The sequence below is a fragment of the Paraliobacillus quinghaiensis genome (assembly GCF_003426025.1).
Classification (GTDB): domain Bacteria; phylum Bacillota; class Bacilli; order Bacillales; family Amphibacillaceae; genus Paraliobacillus_A; species Paraliobacillus_A quinghaiensis.
Map to the genome: position 1 here is coordinate 124,411 of NZ_QJSH01000005.1, position 19,269 is coordinate 143,679.

At 35.1% G+C, this 19,269-nt stretch carries 16 protein-coding genes; 9 read left to right on the forward strand and 7 right to left on the reverse strand.

Going from position 1 to position 19,269, the window contains the following annotated elements; translation table 11 throughout:
* Positions 1–5: 5 nt before the first annotated feature.
* Both D2K40_RS05425 and D2K40_RS05430 read left to right on the forward strand, forming a co-directional pair.
* Positions 6–848 (forward strand): sugar ABC transporter permease, encoded by an 843-nt coding sequence (locus D2K40_RS05425; RefSeq protein ID WP_117153808.1) that lies wholly within the window; start codon positions 6–8, stop codon positions 846–848.
* Positions 849–995: 147 nt separating this feature from the next.
* A complete protein-coding gene (locus D2K40_RS05430; protein ID WP_117153736.1) occupies positions 996–2,027 on the forward strand; it encodes a LacI family DNA-binding transcriptional regulator in 1,032 nt (343 codons plus the stop codon).
* Between the two features lie 290 nt (positions 2,028–2,317).
* On the opposite strand, the gene D2K40_RS05435 is transcribed toward D2K40_RS05430, so the two are convergent.
* Complete coding sequence (locus D2K40_RS05435) at positions 2,318–2,887, reverse strand: TetR/AcrR family transcriptional regulator (RefSeq protein ID WP_117153738.1); 570 nt, start codon at positions 2,885–2,887, stop codon at positions 2,318–2,320.
* Between the two features lie 139 nt (positions 2,888–3,026).
* Here D2K40_RS05435 and D2K40_RS05440 point away from each other — a divergent pair, with 139 nt between their 5' ends.
* Together D2K40_RS05440 and D2K40_RS05445 are read left to right on the forward strand one after the other, a co-directional pair.
* The gene (locus D2K40_RS05440; RefSeq protein WP_117153740.1) at positions 3,027–5,087 is read left to right on the forward strand and encodes an efflux RND transporter permease subunit; all 2,061 of its coding nucleotides are present in this window, start codon (positions 3,027–3,029) and stop codon (positions 5,085–5,087) included.
* A 30-nt stretch (positions 5,088–5,117) separates the two neighbouring features.
* The gene (locus D2K40_RS05445; RefSeq protein ID WP_308422896.1) at positions 5,118–6,932 is read left to right on the forward strand and encodes a YhgE/Pip domain-containing protein; all 1,815 of its coding nucleotides are present in this window, start codon (positions 5,118–5,120) and stop codon (positions 6,930–6,932) included.
* A gap of 285 nt (positions 6,933–7,217) precedes the next feature.
* On the opposite strand, the gene D2K40_RS05450 is transcribed toward D2K40_RS05445, so the two are convergent.
* Complete coding sequence (locus D2K40_RS05450; RefSeq protein WP_117153744.1) at positions 7,218–8,867, reverse strand: BCCT family transporter; 1,650 nt, start codon at positions 8,865–8,867, stop codon at positions 7,218–7,220.
* A 277-nt stretch (positions 8,868–9,144) separates the two neighbouring features.
* On the opposite strand from D2K40_RS05450, the gene D2K40_RS05455 reads away from it, so the two are divergent.
* The 4 genes from D2K40_RS05455 (at position 9,145) to D2K40_RS05470 (ending at position 14,347) form a co-directional block, all read left to right on the forward strand.
* Positions 9,145–9,591, forward strand: a complete 447-nt coding sequence (locus D2K40_RS05455; RefSeq protein ID WP_117153746.1) for an LPXTG cell wall anchor domain-containing protein — start codon at positions 9,145–9,147, stop codon at positions 9,589–9,591.
* 130 nt (positions 9,592–9,721) lie between these two features.
* On the forward strand, positions 9,722–10,447 hold the full coding sequence (locus D2K40_RS05460; RefSeq protein ID WP_117153748.1) for an EcsC family protein: 726 nt from the start codon (positions 9,722–9,724) through the stop codon (positions 10,445–10,447).
* A gap of 175 nt (positions 10,448–10,622) precedes the next feature.
* Complete coding sequence (locus D2K40_RS05465) at positions 10,623–13,847, forward strand: DEAD/DEAH box helicase (protein ID WP_117153750.1); 3,225 nt, start codon at positions 10,623–10,625, stop codon at positions 13,845–13,847.
* 269 nt (positions 13,848–14,116) lie between these two features.
* The gene (locus D2K40_RS05470; RefSeq protein ID WP_117153752.1) at positions 14,117–14,347 is read left to right on the forward strand and encodes a hypothetical protein; all 231 of its coding nucleotides are present in this window, start codon (positions 14,117–14,119) and stop codon (positions 14,345–14,347) included.
* 58 nt (positions 14,348–14,405) lie between these two features.
* Here the strand turns inward: D2K40_RS05470 and D2K40_RS05475 are convergent, their stop codons facing one another.
* Together D2K40_RS05475 and D2K40_RS05480 are read right to left on the reverse strand one after the other, a co-directional pair.
* Positions 14,406–14,819, reverse strand: coding sequence for a bactofilin family protein (locus D2K40_RS05475; protein ID WP_117153754.1), 414 nt, complete (start codon positions 14,817–14,819; stop codon positions 14,406–14,408).
* 28 nt (positions 14,820–14,847) lie between these two features.
* Complete coding sequence (locus tag D2K40_RS05480; RefSeq protein WP_117153756.1) at positions 14,848–15,762, reverse strand: M23 family metallopeptidase; 915 nt, start codon at positions 15,760–15,762, stop codon at positions 14,848–14,850.
* A gap of 654 nt (positions 15,763–16,416) precedes the next feature.
* Between D2K40_RS05480 and D2K40_RS05485 the strand changes: the two genes are divergently transcribed.
* A complete protein-coding gene (locus D2K40_RS05485; RefSeq protein ID WP_117153758.1) occupies positions 16,417–16,641 on the forward strand; it encodes a hypothetical protein in 225 nt (74 codons plus the stop codon).
* Between the two features lie 88 nt (positions 16,642–16,729).
* Here D2K40_RS05485 and D2K40_RS05490 read toward each other — a convergent pair whose 3' ends face one another.
* The 3 genes from D2K40_RS05490 to D2K40_RS05500 form a co-directional block, all read right to left on the reverse strand.
* The gene (locus tag D2K40_RS05490) at positions 16,730–17,638 is read right to left on the reverse strand and encodes a Gfo/Idh/MocA family protein (RefSeq protein ID WP_117153760.1); all 909 of its coding nucleotides are present in this window, start codon (positions 17,636–17,638) and stop codon (positions 16,730–16,732) included.
* A gap of 100 nt (positions 17,639–17,738) precedes the next feature.
* Positions 17,739–18,194 (reverse strand): divergent PAP2 family protein, encoded by a 456-nt coding sequence (locus tag D2K40_RS05495; RefSeq protein ID WP_117153762.1) that lies wholly within the window; start codon positions 18,192–18,194, stop codon positions 17,739–17,741.
* 74 nt (positions 18,195–18,268) lie between these two features.
* Complete coding sequence (locus D2K40_RS05500; RefSeq protein WP_117153764.1) at positions 18,269–19,120, reverse strand: NAD-dependent epimerase/dehydratase family protein; 852 nt, start codon at positions 19,118–19,120, stop codon at positions 18,269–18,271.
* Positions 19,121–19,269: the final 149 nt, after the last annotated feature.

The following is a 19,269-nucleotide window of genomic DNA, read 5'->3' on the forward strand; positions in this document are numbered from 1 at the left end:
TGGCTATGAATAGAAAAAAGAAATCAAAAATAGAAGTAGCGTTCATTTATGTGTTCTTTGTTTTTATGTTTATTATCATTGGTTATCCATTGTTATGGACTGTTATGATGAGTATAAACCCAGGTTCAAATATGCTTGTTACACAATTAATTCCAGATAACCCTACATTTGAACATTACAAGTGGCTATTTACAAATGAGAACAGTGATTATGTTACTTGGTACAAGAACAGCCTAGGCGTTGCCGTTGCAAATTCCATAGGATCTGTTATCCTAACTTCTTTCGTTGCGTATGCTTTCTCTAGATATAAATTTATCGGTAAAAAATATGGGCTCTATATGTTTTTACTATTACAAATGTTCCCCGCTTTAATGGGAATGGTTGCGTTATACATCATGTTAACTACGATCGGCCTAACTGATTCTCTTGTTGGTTTAACAATTATCTATTTAGGCGGTCAAATTCCATTTAACGCTTGGCTTGTTAAAGGTTACTTTGATACGATACCAAGAGAATTAGATGAAGCTGCGAAAATTGATGGGGCAGGTCATTTACGAATTTTTTGGACAATTATGCTACCATTAGCTAAACCTATTTTAGCAGTAGTTGCGTTATTTAATTTCATGGCACCTTTTATGGACTTCTTATTACCACGAATTGTGCTAACAAGTCCTGAAAAGTATACACTCGCACTTGGTTTATACAATTTTATTAACGATCAATTTTCTACAAACTTTACACGCTTCTCAGCTGGAGCTATCTTAATCGCTGTGCCAATTGCATTAGTCTTCCTATTATTACAACGTTACTTAATCGGAGGCCTAACTGCTGGTGCTACAAAAGGTTAATATACATTAAATGAATCCAAGTAATTGCTTGGATTCATTTATTTGTTACTAGTTTTCAAAGCTAGTATCTTCATATATACTGAACATAGAACTAGTTATTAATACTTACTATATATAACTTACTAATTGTTTTAGAGGGTGAAAAGCATGGCAGTAACAATTAAAGATGTGGCAAAAAAGGCAAATGTTGCCGCTTCCACTGTGTCAAGAGTAATTTCGGATAGTCCCCGTATTAGCTTAGACACTAAGAAGCGGGTAAAAAAAGCAATGAAGGAATTAGGATATCACCCTAATGTAAACGCACGAAATTTAGCAGTTCGTTCATCTCAAGCAATAGGTGTTATCATGCCCTCCTCTGCTGATAAAGCATTACAAAACCCATTTTTCCCAGAAATTTTACGAGGAATCGGTACTTCTGCACACGAAACTGATTATTCTCTATATATTTCAACGGGAGGAAATGAGGAACAGATTTATGAAGAGGTACAGCGAATGGTTTATGGTAATCGTGTGGATGGAATAATTCTCTTATATTCAAAAGTATCTGATTCAGTCCTTGATTTTCTTGTCGATTCAAATTTTCCATTTGTTGTTGTGGGTAAACCTTACGAATATGAAAGTCGAGTCACATATGTAGATAATAACAATATTAGTGCAAGTAAAGATATCACGAATCATTTAATAGATCTCGGACATCAACATATTGCCTTTATTGGTGGATCAACGGATTTAGTAGTTACAGTTGATAGACTCACTGGTTACCAAGCTGCAATAAAAAACGCTAACTTACCTAACAATCAAGATTACATTGTACATGCAGAATTCTTAAAATCTGGAGGGCGAAAAGCAGTTGAACGGTTATTCTCCTTAGAAATGCCTCCGACAGCTATGGTGATTGCTGATGATATTATAAGTCTTGGGGTTCTTAATATGATTGAGGAGTTAGGGCTAGATTGTCCTGAAGATGTTTCAATAGCAAGTTTTAATAACTTATATTTATCTGAAATAACCAGGCCGCCACTAACCACAGTAGACATTAATATTTATACACTTGGTGCTCAGGCTGCTAAATGTCTAATCGAAAAAGCTAAAGACAAAAATGAACCTGCCAAGCGTATTATTGTTCCGTATGAAATCAAGTATCGCAATTCTGTGAGAGATATAAGAAGTCTACAGTAACATGGAAACCGGTACGCACCAACAAAAAAGACTTGCAGATATTAACCCTCTGCAAGTACTCTCTTCATTTAGTAACGATTACCCAATTAAAATCAACAAATCAGCAACATGTTTTTCAGGTAAGCACTTCAAATCTATTAATATCCCCCTGTAGGTATCACCTAAAAAAACATTCTATTCTTTTTATTTTCTTCTCTTGAACTAATTGCCTATCATTATGGAAAATAAATTATAAAATATAATGTTTTCTTGATTTTATTAATTCAAATTAAAAAGAAAGTCGGAGTGTTTTAACCTTGTAAATAAGAAAGGCCCTTATTTGTAAGGTTATTAATAATTTCGGCTATTTCTTTTGGTGTTTTGTCCATTCCGTTTTTTAACCAATCCTCTAATACATTAATACTACCACTAATAGCAAATATACTGACATACTCAGATATTTCGGGATCAATTGGATAGATAGATAGCCAATTTTTTACTGTATGCTCACTTGCCACCATCATCACGCGCTTTTTAAAACTAGAATCACCATGTTCGCTAAAAAGGGTTGTGCAAACATCACTCTTCTCTGCTACATACTCAACGATTCTTTCTGTCATTTGTAGGGATTCTTCATCTTGATTATAATGAAATGCCATAAGTGTTTCATTCATATCTTCAATAATTTCTTCCTCAATTTGATTAAGAAGGTCAAATTGATCTGAGAAATGTGAGTAGAATGTTGACCGGTTAATATCTGCTAGTGCACATATTTCTTTTACTGTAACAGTTGAAATAGATTTAGCCTTTAATAACTTCATCAAGCTTTCCTTTAAAACCATTCGGGTATATTTTTTTCGTCTATCTAATTTAGAATTCAATCGAAAACATTCCTTTCTTCCTACATAACCAACAAAAAATGAATATGTGTTGTGAAAAAAACATATGATATTAAACTGTTTGTTGATAATCCAACACCGTGTCATTATAATTGTATGAAGAAATGAATGCAAGAAGGAGATGGTTTCGATCGACATAGCAGCACGAATATTAAAACATAAAAAAGTCGTTGTCATTACTTTTATGGTTATAGCCATCATTAGCGCTATTGTGCAGTTTTCGGTATCGGTTAATTATAATATGGTGGATTATTTACCAGATGATGCGCAATCAACAACAGCAATGGATGTCATGGAAGAGGAATTTGATGGATCTGTCCCAAATACAAGGGTTATGATCAACGACGTTACCGTGCAGGAAGCACTTCAGGTTAAAGAAGAGCTTGCTGCTATTGATGGTGTGAACAATGTAACGTGGTTAGATGATGCAATTGATATAAAGACACCACTAGAAATGGCTGATAAGGATACGATTGAAACGTATTACAAAGATGACAAAGCAATCATATCCTTCAGTATTCGTGATGGTGATGAAGTAGCAATAACTGATAAGATCTATGAACTAATTGGTGAAGAAAATGCAATGGCTGGAGCGGCACTTGATACTGCTGTATCACAAAAAATGGCTGGATCAGAATCGATGTATGCCGCAGCGTTATTAATACCTATTATAATTTTGATCTTAATTGTTTCGACAACCTCATGGCTGGAGCCGGTGTTTTTCTTAACAGCTATAGGGGTTTCAGTCCTGATCAACTTAGGAACAAATATTTTTATTGGAGAAGTATCTTTTATAACTCAGTCCGTTGCTCCAATTTTGCAACTTGCTGTATCACTTGACTATGCTATTTTTCTACTGCATAGTTTTGGCGATTATAGACAAAAGCTTTCGGATCCAGTTGAAGGGATGCAACTTGCAATGAAAAAATCATTTCCTGCGGTCGCTGCAAGTGCAGCAACAACTTTTTTTGGTTTTATGGCTCTAACATTTATGAATTTTGAAATTGGGGCTGACTTAGGATTAAATCTTGTCAAAGGAATTGTTTTAAGTTTCATTAGCGTAATGGTGTTTCTACCGGCATTAACCGTTATGTTCTATAAATGGATTGATAAAACGCAACATAAACCGTTGCTGCCAAACTTCAAGAAAATTGGTAATAATGTTATTAAAATAAGAATTCCTGTGTTAATACTGGTCTTTCTAATGATTGTTCCGGCGTTTTTGGCGCAGAGCAACACGGATTTCACGTATGGTGCAGGCGATCATCCAGAACAAACGCGGGCAGGTAGCGACAAGATCAAAATCGAAGAAACTTTTGGAAAATATACGCCATTGGTGTTACTTGTACCTAAAGGTGACGTCGCAAAAGAAGAAGAACTCGTGGAAGAATTAAAAGGTTTTGGACCAGTGACAAGCGTTATGGCGTATGTCAATACAGTCGGCTCTGTTATCCCACCAGAGTATTTGGATGAATCAATAACAGAACAATTTTATTCGGAAAATTATAGCCGAATCATTTTGCATACTAATGCAGGCATAGAGGGAGATAAGGCTTTTTCATTAGTTGATTCTGTTCAGGATGCAGCAGATTCCTATTATGAAGGTGAGGTTTATTCTCTAGGAGAGAGCGTGACCTTATATGATATGAAGCATGTTGTCCAAAAAGATAACACACTTGTTAATTTACTTACGATTATCGCGATTGCAATCGTACTGTTGGTGACATTTAAGTCGGTTTCCATTCCATTGGTATTACTCTTGACGATTCAATCAGCTGTTTGGATTAACTTAGCAGTTCCTTACTTTACGAATTCGTCTTTGGTTTATGTAGGATATCTGATTGTCAGCACCGTACAGCTTGCGGCAACAGTCGATTATGCAATTTTACTGATGGAAGCATATAAAGAGAATCGTAAAGAAATGACTGCTTTTCAGGCAATTAAGAAAACAATCGATGAGAAAATATTCTCGATTGCAATTTCAGCTTCAATTTTATCTAGTGTTGGTTTTATCTTATGGCTTACTTCAAGCAATCCGATTGTAGGATCGATTGGATTATTGCTTGGAAGAGGAGCATTACTAGCATTTATTATGGTTGTTTGTTTCCTTCCTGCTATGCTGTTGGTATTTGATAAAGTGATTGATAAAACGACTTGGAAAGCTAATTTTTATAAAAAGTAACAGAGCAGATCTTAAAAAGGGGAAATGATGATGAGAAAAAAACGGATGTTTTATATATTAATGGCCATTTTCCTTGTATTACCGCCATTTCTACTAACTCCAGGCGTTGGAGTGGCAGAAGGTGTAGCACAAACTGGGGAGTATTCATACAAGGATGAGGTAGTATATGCAACACTAAACCCTTCTGGTGAACGAGAAGAGGTTTATGTGGTAAATATTTTCGATGTGGTAACAGAGGGGAATATCATCGATCATGGTACGTATTCGAATGTTAAAAATTTAACTAATTTAGCTGAAATAGAACAAGAGAAAAATAGGATTACATTTCCTGCATCAGAGGGTAAATTTTATTACCAAGGGGATAAGAATAACGCAGAATTACCATGGGATATTTCAATATTTTATTTCTTAAATGGTGAAAAAATAGATCCAGATCAACTTGCAGGTAAAGATGGCGATATAGAAATTAGGATTCAAACAACTGCCAACGAGAATGTGAACAGTGTATTCTTTGAAAACTATCTGTTACAAATTTCACTTAATCTAGCACCTGATGTTTTTGATAATATTGAAACTGCAGGTGGTGTAGTTGCAAATGCTGGTAAAAATAAGCAAGTAACGTTCACGGTTATGCCTGAACAAGCTGGGGATCTTAGTGTTAAGGCTGATGCAGTTGATTTTGAACTGCAAGGTATGGATATAGCGGCCGTGCCACAATCGATGTCAATCGAAGCACCAGATATGGACGATATGACTAGCGAGATGCAAACATTAACCGATGCAATTAAAGAGATAAGTAATGGTGTTGGAGAATTAAATAATGGCGTTTCTGAGTTAAATACTGGTGTAGTAACCCTGCGTGATGGTTCAGCTCAATACCAAGATGGAATTTTAGATATTAATGGTGCGTCTAGTGGGCTTGTAGATGCTTCCGTATCAATTGACCAATGTCTCACGCAGATGAGTAATTCACTCCAAGAGAATACTGGAGAAATGGATTTAAGTGCCTTGAAAGAATTACCTGAAGGACTCATGCAACTAGCGGAAGGGCTACGTCAAACGCAAGCTGGACTAACCGAACTAAAAGAGAACTATGCGCTAGCATATAGCTCATTAGATGAAGCGATCATGGCAATTCCGGATCATGAAATAACGGAAGACGAGATAAAGGCTTTATATGCGAGCGGTGCTGATAAAGAGATAATAAATCAATTAGTCGATACCTACAAAGCTGCGCGTACTGCAAAAGGCACGTATGCTAAGACAAAAGAAGCTTTTTCTGCTGTGGAGCCAACACTCAATCAAGTGAGTGGGTCGATTACTGAAATGGCAAACAGTGTAGAAACAATGGCAACTGAGATCACAGCTTCATTGGAAAACATGAATGTGGCAGACACTATAGGGGAACTCCAAAAGGGTTTAGAGACATTGTCTAGTAATTACAAGGAGTTTCATGCTGGGCTCGTAGGTTATACGGACGGTGTAGCGCAATTATCTAGTTCCTACAAGGATGTTCATGGAGGAATAGTTGATTTAGCAGATGGCACAGTTGAATTAGCTGCCGGAGTGGGTGAACTTGATGAAGGAACAGATACGTTATATCAATCTACTAAAGACATGCCTGAACAAATCGAAAAAGAAGTTGATCAGATGATCGCTGAATATGATAAGTCAGACTTTGATCGTGTATCATTTGTATCCGCTGAAAATGACAAAATAAACACAGTACAATTTGTAATTAAAACAGAAAGTATTGAAAAAGAAGAACAAGAAACAACTGAAGAGCAAGTAGAAGAAGAAAAAGGATTCTGGGATCGTTTGATTGCTCTTTTTAAGGGGGTGTAGTCAAGGCTAGTAATTATTGACTTGCGTAAATTTAAAAAAATTAGCAGTACTTTTAAAAACCACAGATGCTTGGTATCCAAGTATTTGTGGTTTTCTCATAATAAATGAATTTTTCCTTTGTATGTAAAAGCGTGCAGATAACATGTAGTACCACGCGAGTAAATCAAATACCTACATATAATGCATTAATTTATTGTGTATCATCAGTAAAAGAACCGCTGTGAAATTATAATTTAAATAAAAAACTCTCACTAACAACATACTAGTGAGAGTTTTTTAATTTTTCTATTTTGAAAGATCACTGTCAATATTTTCGTTTGCAGGATCATCAGATATTACATCTTCATGAATTTTATTCTCATCTCGCAGATCCTCCAAAGCTACATAGACACGCTGACGCTCCATTGGTAGAGAACCATCATTTAATTCTTTAAATAATGCTTTTATCAGAGAAATGATCATTAAGAACATAATAATCATAAATGGAAACCCACCGACAACAGCAGCTGTCTGTAATGCAGCTAGTCCACCAGATAGTAACAGAACAGCAGCGAATGCACCTTCCAACACTCCCCATGTTACACGTAACTGTAATGGGGGATTCATGTTACCTTTTGATGTTAACATTCCGATAACATAAGTACCAGAGTCGGAAGATGTAACGAAAAAGACAGTTAAAGAAATCATCGCGATAACGATCAGAACGTCTGCGAATGGAAATTGTGCCAACATAGCGAAGAATCCAAGTGCTTCATCTTTTAATACAGTGTTAAGGATACTTGCGTCTGTAAAGTGCTCTCTATAAAGCGCCGTTCCACCGAATACACTGAACCAAAACATGCTGACACCTGTTGGTACAAGTAAAACACCAATTGAAAAGCTACGAATTGTTCTTCCTCTAGAAACACGAGCAATAAACGACCCTACGAAAGGTGCCCATGAAATCCACCAAGCCCAGTAAAAGATGGTCCATGTACTATACCAACCCTGTGATCCTTCACCTGCTGCATCAATTCCGAATGACATGGATAAAAGGTTTTGTAAATATGATCCAGTTGAGTGGGTAAAGGAATTAAGGATAAATAGCGTTGGACCTAATATTAAAACGAAAAGTAAAAGTAGGCCAGCAACACCAAGATTAATTTGGCTTAACCATTTAATTCCTCGATCAATCCCTGTTGTTGTTGATACAACGGCCAGGGCTGTGACAACTACAATAATGACTAACCAAAGAAAAGTATTATTAGGAAAGTTAAATAGCGTTTCCATTCCACCACCAATTTGCATAACACCAAGTCCAAGTGAAGTAGAAATCCCAAATAAAGTTGCAACAACCCCGATAATGTTAACTGTATTACCAAGTGGCCCATTTAATTGTTTTCTGCCGATAAGTGGCTCTAATGTCGAACTTAAAAGCATAGGCAGACCTTTTCTGTATGTAAAATACGCTAAAGAACAGGCCACCACAGAATAGATAGCCCAAGGGTGTAATCCCCAATGGAAAAATGAATATTGCAATGCCAATTGTAAAGATTGCGCTGTACCAGCTTCACCTATAGCAGGCCAATTATAATGGTTAATTGGTTCTGATACTCCCCAGAATAAAAGGCCAATCCCCATACCCGCACTAAATAGCATAGCAAACCAACTTGCATTGGAGTATTCTGGTTTTTCATTATCTTCTCCAAGCCTAATCTCCCCCAGAGGACTAATAATTAGGAAGAGCGTAATGATTAAGAAAACACTTCCCCCAAGAATAAAGGTCCATCCAAAGTTTGTAACGATCCAAGTAAATGTTTTGTCCATGTAATCATCAAAATCAGGCAAAACACTTCCTGCTATAACAAATGCAACAGCAAAAATAAGTGAAATCAAGAAAACAGGTGTTTTTAATGATTCACTAAATGAAGTTAATCCTTTTTGTTTCTTTTTCATCTTTCTTCTCCTTTTGTGTAACTAAATATTGTACTTATTTCTAGTGTGGACAAGTTATAGTAAATCATAGCAATAAAAAAAACTATAATAACCAAATATTCGACATTATATTTAATCCGATTTAAAGCCTACCATATTGGAGGTTTTTAAACAAGAATACTACCTGCCAAAAAATAAAACAAAATTTAACCTAAAAATATGTATCCTTTTGCATTGAAAACAAGTCTAATCTGTTAAAGGTATTTAAATTAAGCGAAACTAACGAGGAGGAAAAGATATGATTAGAATAAAAGGATTGGTATCAATTTTGCTTGGCTTAAGTTTATTGCTTGTTTTTACGTCTCAAACAGCTGCAAATGAAGGGGATATTTTACAAAAGCAAGGAGAAATTGATCAATTTCTTTTTGAAGAAAATAATGTTGATCTAGAAGAAAGAGGGATTTTTGTTACGCATACACGTCCGTTTGAGGATACTATTGAGGTTGGCATCTCTCCGTACACAGAAGATCATGCTGCATATTTATATGCTGAATTAGGAAAAGACAATATTACTGTTGTTAATGGCGAGCATGCAGAAACATTCACTAGTGGTCAAGCAGATTCGGACGTGGTAACAACAGATGTGGCAGAAGAATCATCTAATCCGTCATATTTATGGTTATATATACTTGTTGGAGTAATCATAATTGGTGGAGGGCTATTTCTACTCAAAAAGAAAAAATAAATAGCTAAATTTTAGTTCACCCATAAAATGAGATTATGACTTTGATAAAGTTATAATCTCATTTTTTCATGGTCTACTGAATCTTTTTCCCACGGTTAAACGTATATTAATTTTAGAAAGGATTGTTTGTATGGATGAATATCAAACGAAAGTATATGACGAGATACAGACTTGGCGAAGAAAAGTCTTAAAACGATCAGGCTTATTTAACCAAGTATCGAAAAAGGTACAAACTAAATTAAATGGTTTGATTCCGGATAAAGCACATAAGATTATAACGGATAGTATCAAAAATATGGTGAAGGCGACATTAGTCGGTTCCAACATTACAACGAAAAAAAAGCAAGCAGTGGGAATGAGTCTGTATGAACGAGATGAACTTCTAAAAGAAAAGATTGTTTCTTATCGTAAAACAGCTGTTGTTGAAGGGGCAGGGACTGGCGCAGGTGGAATCTTTCTTGGTTTTGCAGATTTCCCATTACTCTTATCGATAAAAATGAAGTTCTTATTTGAAGCAGCCTCGGTTTATGGCTATGATACAAATAATTATGAAGAGCGTTTGTTCATTCTTCATGTATTTCAGTTGGCGTTTTCTAGTGATAGTAAAAAAAGAGAAACCCTTGATATCATTGAGAACTGGGAGATAAAGAAGCGTGATATAATTGATATGGATTGGCAAGTGTTCCAACAGGAATATCGCGATTATATTGATTTACTGAAACTGTTACAATTAATACCAGGGTTTGGTGCGATAGTCGGAGCTTATGCAAACCATAGCCTTTTTGACACCTTAGGAGAAACAGCGATGAATGCTTATCGATTACGGTTTTTGTCTGTTCAGAGACTGGATAGTTAAGAAGTATGTATTCTGATAACGGCTTGTTTATAAAAGGGTTACTTTTTAAAGTGGCTACAGTCAGAGAGGAACTTTACATTAGAAACAATTTAGGTTTAGGTGTCTATAAAAGACCTAAACGTGTGTATAATGAAGGGATAAGCAGAAAATTATTTATACAGGAAGTTGTTGACATATGAAAGGGTACCCAATTTTCAAGAGTGAAATAAAAAAGTCATTTTCAGAACAAACCTACAGCCGTGGTTATACTTATTTTGATAATGGTCATATCCGACATCTTTACTATCAAAAAGATGAGAATAGATGGTACGGTAAAGTTGTCGGAAGTGATGCTTATGCTGTTCGAATTGTAATAGAAGAAAATGATCTACGCTACGATTGTGAGTGTCTAGCATTTTCTCAATATGGTGAATGTAAACATGTAGTTGCTTGTTTATTAGAAATTGAAAGAAGACAAAATAAAGGGAGTTACTTCCCGGTACAAAATATAAAGAAAGAACGACAACAAAAGATGGTTAATTATTTTATTAATAGTTTTTCAAACTTTTATCAAGCAGAGGGATATAATCAAGAATACATAAAGAAGCAAGAACTTCAGGTGGAATTTATTGTGAAAGCACCATCTAACTTGTGGACAATTGAATTAAAGGTAGGTGTTAAACGCACCTATGTAGTCAAAAATTTAAAACAATTTCTAAGAGCTGTTGAATACCAACATAATTATTATTTCACAGAGAAATTTACGTATGAACCGATGGAGCAAGTTTTTAATCAGGAAGATATGGCATTGATTCAACTCTTAATAAATGTTAGTAAAAATGAAGAAGCATATTTTAATCCCTATTACGCATATAGAAAAGATGAACGTGTAGTTATGATTCCACCGATGGTTGTGGATAGATTTTTATCACATTTACTTAAAACCTCATATTCATTTGAAAGTGGCGGTCAAACATATACACAGATAGATGTTATTGAAAATAAAGTTCCGTTTGATTTTAAACTAGACAAAGGAATGGAAAATGAATTTCATCTAGATATAACCGAAATCACGCATATGGAGCTTTTTGAACTTTATCAATATGTATTAAAGGGAAATTCTCTTTATAAAGTAACTACTGAACAACAAAGTATTTTGAGTGAACTTTCTTCGGGAGTTCTGACTGTTGATCCTACATTCCCTGAACAACAGTTTATCGATATTTCAATTGAGCAAATAGAGCCATTTTTATCTGTTGTCATACCTGAATTGAAAAAGGTTGGAGAAATTGAAATTGCCGAACAAGTGTCTAATCAGATTAAGCAATATCCTTTGAAAACAAAGCTATTAATCGACAGAGAAGAAGATACTTTGTTAGTAGACTTAGAATATCACTATGGTGATGTGATGATTAATCCTTTCCATGAAGGTCTATATGAAGTCGATGATACGCCTGATTTGATGATTCGAGATGCACGAACAGAACAACAAATTATGTCTGTGATCGAAAATGCTTTGTTAAAATATAATGGGAAAAAACTATATGTTGAAGGTGAAGAGGAGATGTATAATTTCCTCTATCGAACGGTACCTTTTTTAGAGGGTAAAGCAGAAATATTTCTAACAAATGCAGTTAAAAATCTTCTCTTACCAGAGACTCAAGCTCCTGAGACTACATTTGACTATAATAGTGATGGTAGTTTGCTTGAAGTTACCTTTGATATGAAAGACATTGGACAAGAGCATATTCAAAATATTTTGGAGTCTGTGATAGAAAAGAAAAACTACTATAGACTTCCGAATGGAACATTTGTGTCAATTGAAGGGAATCAGCAGTTTCAAAATATTAAAAAGCTATATTCAGACTTAGATATTAGTAAATCTGAGATTGAAACAGGTATATTGGAGTTGCCAATCTATCGTGCGCTACAAGTTGACGATATTATTAATGAAGGAAACAAGAATAAGGTGCGAATTGGGAAGCAATTTCGTCATCTAATTCAAACATTAAAAAATCCGGATGAATTAGATTTTAATCTTCCAGATAATTTACAAGCAGACTTACGAGATTATCAAGAGATCGGATTTCAGTGGTTGAAAACATTAGCGCACTATTCATTAGGTGGCATATTAGCTGATGATATGGGTTTAGGGAAAACATTGCAGAGTATTGCTTTTCTGTTATCAGAGAAAAATGAATCGAAACAAACAGAACCTGCTTTAATCGTTGCACCAGCATCACTTGTTTACAATTGGAAAATGGAGTTTGATAAATTTGCGCCTGATCTTGATATAGAAGTGGTTATTGGAGCTCCAACTGAAAGAGTTGCAATTTTGGAAAGTGAAACAAGACCGGATGTATTTATCACCTCTTATCCAATGCTAAGGCAAGATATTGACTGGTACAAAGAGCAAAAGTTCAGTTCCTTTTTCTTGGATGAGGCACAAGCAGTTAAAAATGCTGCAACAAAAACATCAAAAGCAGTTCGTTTGATTCATGCATATAAACGTTATGCTTTAAGTGGAACTCCAATTGAAAATTCATTGGATGAATTGTGGGCTATTTTTCAAGCGATTTTACCTGGTTTTTTTCCAAACCAATCTATGTTCCGTAAACTATCACATGAAAAAATTTCAAAGATGGCACGACCGTTTATTTTAAGACGGTTGAAAAAAGATGTCTTAACAGAATTACCTGACAAAATAGAGACGACACATGTCTCAGAGTTAACAATGGAACAAAAAGAGCTTTACTTGGGCTATTTAGAAAGAATTCGAAGAGAAACAAAGGAATCCTTGCATGGTGAGGGATTAAATAAAAATCGGATCAAAATATTAGCAGGATTAACACGTCTTCGCCAACTATGTTGTCACCCTTCATTATTTATTGAGAATTACGAAGGGACTTCTGGGAAGTTGGAACAATTATTGGAAATTGTTAGTAATACCAGAGAAAATAAGAAGCGTATGCTAATCTTCTCTCAATTTACAAGCATGCTTCATATCATTCGTGAGGAGCTGACATATAGGGGAATCAATTTCTTTTATATTGATGGCCAAACACCATCTAAAGAGCGTGTTGAAATGGTTGAACGTTTTAACCAAGGAGAGAATGATGTTTTTCTTATTTCATTAAAAGCAGGCGGAACTGGTCTTAATTTAACAGGAGCAGATACAGTGATCTTGTATGATTTATGGTGGAATCCTGCTGTAGAAGACCAAGCGGCAGGAAGGGCTCACCGAATGGGACAGAAAAATGTTGTACAGGTGATTCGATTAGTCACAAAAGGAACGATAGAAGAGAAAATTGATAAACTTCAACAGCGTAAGAAAGAATTAGTTGAAAAAGTTATTCAACCAGGAGATGCGATGCTCTCCAGTATAACAGAGCAAGAAATAAGAGAGTTGTTGAGTATATAAGTAGTTTATTTCCAATTTTGTTTTCGGTGCGCCGTAAAATATCATAAAACCTTCACATCATGAGCAACCCATTAAAAAACGGAGCATTCTTAACCATTTATAAGTACAGTTGATGTATTTACTTTCATTTATTAATAACAAGTCTATATGTGTGTTGGAGGTGTATTATTAGCTTTTCTTTTCAATGGTTCCTGTGGTAATATTTAAAACAATGCAATATAAAGAGGTTTTAAAACATTTATCAGGGGGAGATTACGATCTCATTTGAAATGGCACCAAAGTCCAAGACATGCAGACTAGTAGCAACAACAACAGTCGGAGGAGAAACACAACTTTCTGTCCTTCATCATGAAGATGGATTTGTTTATTTTAACCTAAAAGATACCGACAAACAGAGAGAAGATATTAAAGAGTATATAAATGAACTGCAACCAAAGATTCTAGAAGGAGTCTACAGTGCAGAGTTAGTAGATATGGAAGAAGAAGAGATATGTTGTTAATTTTAAAACCCCTCAAATGAGGGGTTTATTTATTTACCTTCATATTCACACTAGTTTTTTATCCGTTGGAAGCGGGAGTTTCAGTTGCTGTTGTTTCGTTCTTCTTTTTTTTAGAAGTTGTTTTGGAGTCCTTTATTTCAATTGTGCTTTTCCCATTAAAGACTCCGCCATCTTCAACAATGATTCCTTTTGACGTTGCACTTCCTGTTAATGATCCATTAGGTTGAATATAAACTTTTTCGCTTGTGTATATATCGCCCTTCACTTCACCTGCAATCGTAATGTTTTTTGCTTTTATTGTAGGTTCTACATAACCACTTTTCCCAATAAACACATCACCACTACAGTCAACTTCACCATAGATTTTCCCATCAACACGAAGACTTGTAGGAAGCTTGATTTTCCCTTCAATAACGGTTTCTTTCCCAATGATTGTATCAATAACCTTCTCGCTCTTTTTACCTTTCAACATAAACCGTATCCTTTCCTAAAAGAAATAATTAGTTGTTTGTATCATTAAAATTATTTAGGTATTCTTCGGCATCAATTGGCTCTCCATTTTTAATGATTTCATAATGAAGGTGTGGACCAGTACTTCTGCCTGTGTTGCCAATCAAACCGATTATTTCCCCTTTTTTCACGGAATCGCCGTAAGAAACTTTCATTTCAGACAAATGGGCATAAAGGGTTTTATATGTGCCAGAATGATGAACAATGATAGTTTTGCCATATCCTCCATAGCGCTCCGCCTTTGTTACGGTTCCGTCTGCTCCAGCATATACGGGGGTGCCTGTAGGCGCTCCAAAATCAGTTCCTGTATGTACTGATGGTGTCGCATTAAATGGATCGTTTCGTATACCGAAGTGAGATGAAATAGTTTCAGGATCTGTTGGCCATTTGGTAGGTAGGTATTGTAACTTATGATTTACTTCATCTATATTAGCTAGTGTTTCTTTATAACTAGTGAGCCAATTCGTTGAATCTAGAATCGAAAGGGCAGTCCCATCAGAATTAGTGTTTATATCAGCTTTGTCAATTGGTATGTCTATACCGCCACTAGCTTCTTCAGGTAATGCAGTTATATATTCTTGTAATTCAGATTCCATTTCGTTTAGTTTTTCAATTTTTTGTTCCACTTGAACTTTTTCTTCTTCCATTTGATCAACTTGCGCCTGTAACACTTCAGCTTTATTAGTTTTAAGTTCTAATTTAGTGACAAGTTGTTCATTTTTAGCTTGTTGATCCATACTTGTTTCTATAAAATAAGCTAAAAGGAAAATGGGAACTAATGCGAGTAAAAACATAAATATAATGCCTATTCGCGGGACCCGTAAACGAGTGACAACCTTATTTGCGTCATTGGATAGTATAGTAAAAGTTAGCACACGTAACTTAAATTTCTTTCTGCGTAACACTGCTCAGCCTCCTTTATCATTACAATGCCATAAAGATAGATTGATAGATTTTGTTAAAAGAGTATTTATTAATAAAGTAAGGAATAGTTCAACATATCTTTACTAGCAAACTTTTCTGATTCTATACTATCATAAAAGATGCGTATCATCTGTTATTTCCACGATTTAAATGTATTTATTCCATGAAATATCAGTTTTTTTGTAAAAAAATGTTCAATATTATAGTGAGAAAATAAAAAAAATTGGCCCCTAAAATATTTAGGCGCCAATTTTGCTCAAGAAGCCGGTGTGTTATGACATAGTCTATGTTAATAACAGCTAACAGCACTCTTATTTTGTACAATGAGGTAAGAAAAACACTGCTATTTAATTCCAATAAATTTTCATTTTAATTCATAATGATAGGTGCACTCTTGGTTACAAGAAAATAAGCATTTTTGTTTATTGTTTTTGTAGGATAGCCAATTTGGTTAATTGTATACATTGAATTTGTTTGTCCATAATCATTAAGTTCCAACACAATTAAATTGCTTATATTCTTAGTTAAAACCAATTTTTTTCTTTAGTGAATGCTAAAAATAGCCATTAATATTTCGTTAATTAATGGTCATGATAAAAGAGTAACAAAATAAAACTTGATGAGGAGAGGTTTAAATGGCACAACAACAAATTGATGTAAAACAATTAGACCAAGCTAAAGGTAGTGCTGCGTTAACGAAGGAATTATTAACACAAGCAATTGAAAAATCTTCATCTGATCAGGCAATGTCACAAGAAGCGATTAAACAAGCGCAAACAGAACTTGCACAAGCACAGACAGCTGTTAGTCAAGTGCAAAGTGCTATGATGGCGCAACAACAGTCACAATCTGAACAGTAATTTTAAAGCAAAAGCTACCGCAAAAAGTTCGAGTTACTAATAAGGTTTAAGTAACAGGTGCCTGATTTTATTCAGGCACCTGTATGTATTAAGCTTTTGTATGAATAGCTTTTACAATTTTCTCGCAAATTTCATGTGTAATGAGTGAATCATCAATAGACGGATCAGGTGTTTGATTGTAACGTACACAGTCGATAAAATGATCAACTATTTGATAAAACCCTCGTTTATAAAGTGTTGGTTCCCAGTCCCCAAATTTAGTGATTTGAATTTCTTTATTGTGAAAATGAGTTGTTTCCACAAGACCATTAACAACATATTTATTGTTACCAGTTGTATAATCGATAATCTCCTCAGTAACAGCACCATTTCTGTTCATGATACCCATGGCAATGCACCCTTCACCAATCAGTTGGATTACTACGTTATCAACCATTTCCCCATTTTTAAAAGATTCAATATTTACATCGAGAACCTTAGAATCCATAAGAAATCGAAGTGTATCAACAACGTGGATAAAATCCTCTACAACAAACCTTCGTGCAAATTCGGGTAAGGAATATCTATTTTTCTGTATGATAATTAAACTAGGTTCCCCATGATTCTTTAACTCAGCAACCCTAGGTGCAAACCTCCGATTAAAACCAACCATTGCGAGTTTTTCTTTCTCTTTTGAAAGTGTAGCAATTCGCTTGGTTTCATGAAGGTGTAGCGATAAGGGTTTGTCTATATAAGTATGTATTCCGTTGGTTAGTAATTTCTCTGCTATCTGAAAATGCGCTTCTGTAGCGGTACTGACAAATGCAGCATCAATCCTCATGTCGATTAATTCATCTACTGTCTGTGCTGTTTCGTTAATACGGTATTTTTTTGATAATCTATTCAGAGTATCCGGGTCTCTGGTGCAAAGCACTAACTCAATATTTTCTTTTTCAGTAAGTACAGGTAAATACCCCTTTTTTGCGATGTCACCTAAGCCAATAATTCCAATCCTCACTTTGATCACCCACCTCATAGTACTTTTTTTAATTATATAGCATATCATGTTGACTGAAATAAAAACCTCTATAAGCCAGAGATTATAGAGGTTTTCTTTCTTATTTTTCTGTTACATAACTAACCATACCGATGGCAATTCCAAGTAATGCACCACCTGCTACTTCAATTGGCAAGTGGCCTAGCATTTCTTTTAATTCTTTCTTTCTTTTTTGATGGTAAATTCCATGATGGTCTTCTGATATTTTTTCTAATTGTTCATTCATGTCGTTTACCGCAATTGCCATTTCACCAGCTTGAAAACGAATACCCATTGCATCATACATGACAATTAATCCAAAGATACTACTGACTCCAAAATCTATAGAAGGTACACCCTTTTTAAGTGCTACATAAGTAGTTAGTGATGTAACAGCTGAAGAGTGAGAACTTGGCATTCCACCTGTTCCGAATAACTTCTCCCAATCCCATGTACCTGTATCTACATAATTCAAGGGTACTTTTAAAAACTGGGCAGTACCTATTCCCATTAAAGCCGTCGTAATTGCTCGATTCATCATATCTTCACCTCAGATATAAGATGAGAAAAAAAGCAATCTTTTATTCAGTTCATACATTATTCTAATTAGAATTAATTAATTTTTTTTACTTCATCACGCCAATTGTACTTTTGTTCCCAACCAAGTAAATCCTTTAACTTCTTATTACTTAACAATGTTTCATATCCATTAAGTTCTTTACGGATAGTTACTTCAGGGTAGATAATATCCATCAAGTCTTTGCTCTTGATATCCATACTGCTGTCATCTGCTGCTACATTTAATACTGTATTACCAAGTCCATCCTTTTCTACAGCTAAACGATAAGCAGTCGCTGCATCTCGCGCATCGATATAACTCCAAACAATTGTTTTTCTTATTTCAGGCTTATCAATAAATCCAGGGAAATTTTTGTACATGTGCGGTGCAATAACATTACCTATTCTTAATGAAACAATTTGCATACCTGTTCGGTTATGTATCATTTCAGCTGTTTGTTCGTTGACGACTTTAGAAAGGCCATAGCTATCCTCTGGTAAAATTGGATGTTCCTCATCTACAGGTACATATTGAGGTTGTAAGCCATTTTTAGAAAATACCATACCATAAATGGATTCACTTGATGTAATAACTGCCTTTTTAATACCTAAGTTTGCTGCAGCCTCTAATATATTAAAGGTTGTCATCGCATTGTTTTGGAATGTAACATCGGTTGGTTTCATGTAAGCTCTTGGGATCGCTGCTAAATGCACCACAGCATCTGCACCAACCAGCACATCATATGCTTCTCCTAAATTTGTTAAATCAGCAGTAATTGTTTCACAAATTGGATTTTCTGGTAGTTTATTATCTACATTCAAAACCTCATAACCACTATTAACGAATTCTTCAATAACAGATGGACCTAACAATCCACTACCACCAGTAATAACAACTTTCTTCATCTTCTCCACCTCATCTTTTGTTTGCGTTTTCAATAACAAGTATACCCAGAAAAACGTATAAATCAAAGCGAAAGGGCTTATGATTTTGGAGTGTTACAACTATTAGTTTACCTAAAAGAGGGGATCCTAAATAGCTCCCCTCCCAGATG

Bases quoted from the DNA above. Each gene is read 5' to 3' on its own strand.
- D2K40_RS05425 (WP_117153808.1), top strand. From the start codon at position 6: ATGAATAGAAAAAAGAAATCAAAAATAGAAGTAGCGTTCATTTATGTG.
- D2K40_RS05430 (WP_117153736.1), top strand. From the start codon at position 996: ATGGCAGTAACAATTAAAGATGTGGCAAAAAAGGCAAATGTTGCCGCT.
- D2K40_RS05440 (WP_117153740.1), top strand. From the start codon at position 3,027: ATGGTTTCGATCGACATAGCAGCACGAATATTAAAACATAAAAAAGTC.
- D2K40_RS05445 (WP_308422896.1), top strand. From the start codon at position 5,118: ATGAGAAAAAAACGGATGTTTTATATATTAATGGCCATTTTCCTTGTA.
- D2K40_RS05450 (WP_117153744.1), bottom strand. From the start codon at position 8,867: ATGAAAAAGAAACAAAAAGGATTAACTTCATTTAGTGAATCATTAAAA.
- D2K40_RS05455 (WP_117153746.1), top strand. From the start codon at position 9,145: ATGATTAGAATAAAAGGATTGGTATCAATTTTGCTTGGCTTAAGTTTA.
- D2K40_RS05460 (WP_117153748.1), top strand. From the start codon at position 9,722: ATGGATGAATATCAAACGAAAGTATATGACGAGATACAGACTTGGCGA.
- D2K40_RS05465 (WP_117153750.1), top strand. From the start codon at position 10,623: ATGAAAGGGTACCCAATTTTCAAGAGTGAAATAAAAAAGTCATTTTCA.
- D2K40_RS05470 (WP_117153752.1), top strand. From the start codon at position 14,117: ATGGCACCAAAGTCCAAGACATGCAGACTAGTAGCAACAACAACAGTC.
- D2K40_RS05475 (WP_117153754.1), bottom strand. From the start codon at position 14,819: ATGTTGAAAGGTAAAAAGAGCGAGAAGGTTATTGATACAATCATTGGG.
- D2K40_RS05485 (WP_117153758.1), top strand. From the start codon at position 16,417: ATGGCACAACAACAAATTGATGTAAAACAATTAGACCAAGCTAAAGGT.
- D2K40_RS05495 (WP_117153762.1), bottom strand. From the start codon at position 18,194: ATGAATCGAGCAATTACGACGGCTTTAATGGGAATAGGTACTGCCCAG.
- D2K40_RS05500 (WP_117153764.1), bottom strand. From the start codon at position 19,120: ATGAAGAAAGTTGTTATTACTGGTGGTAGTGGATTGTTAGGTCCATCT.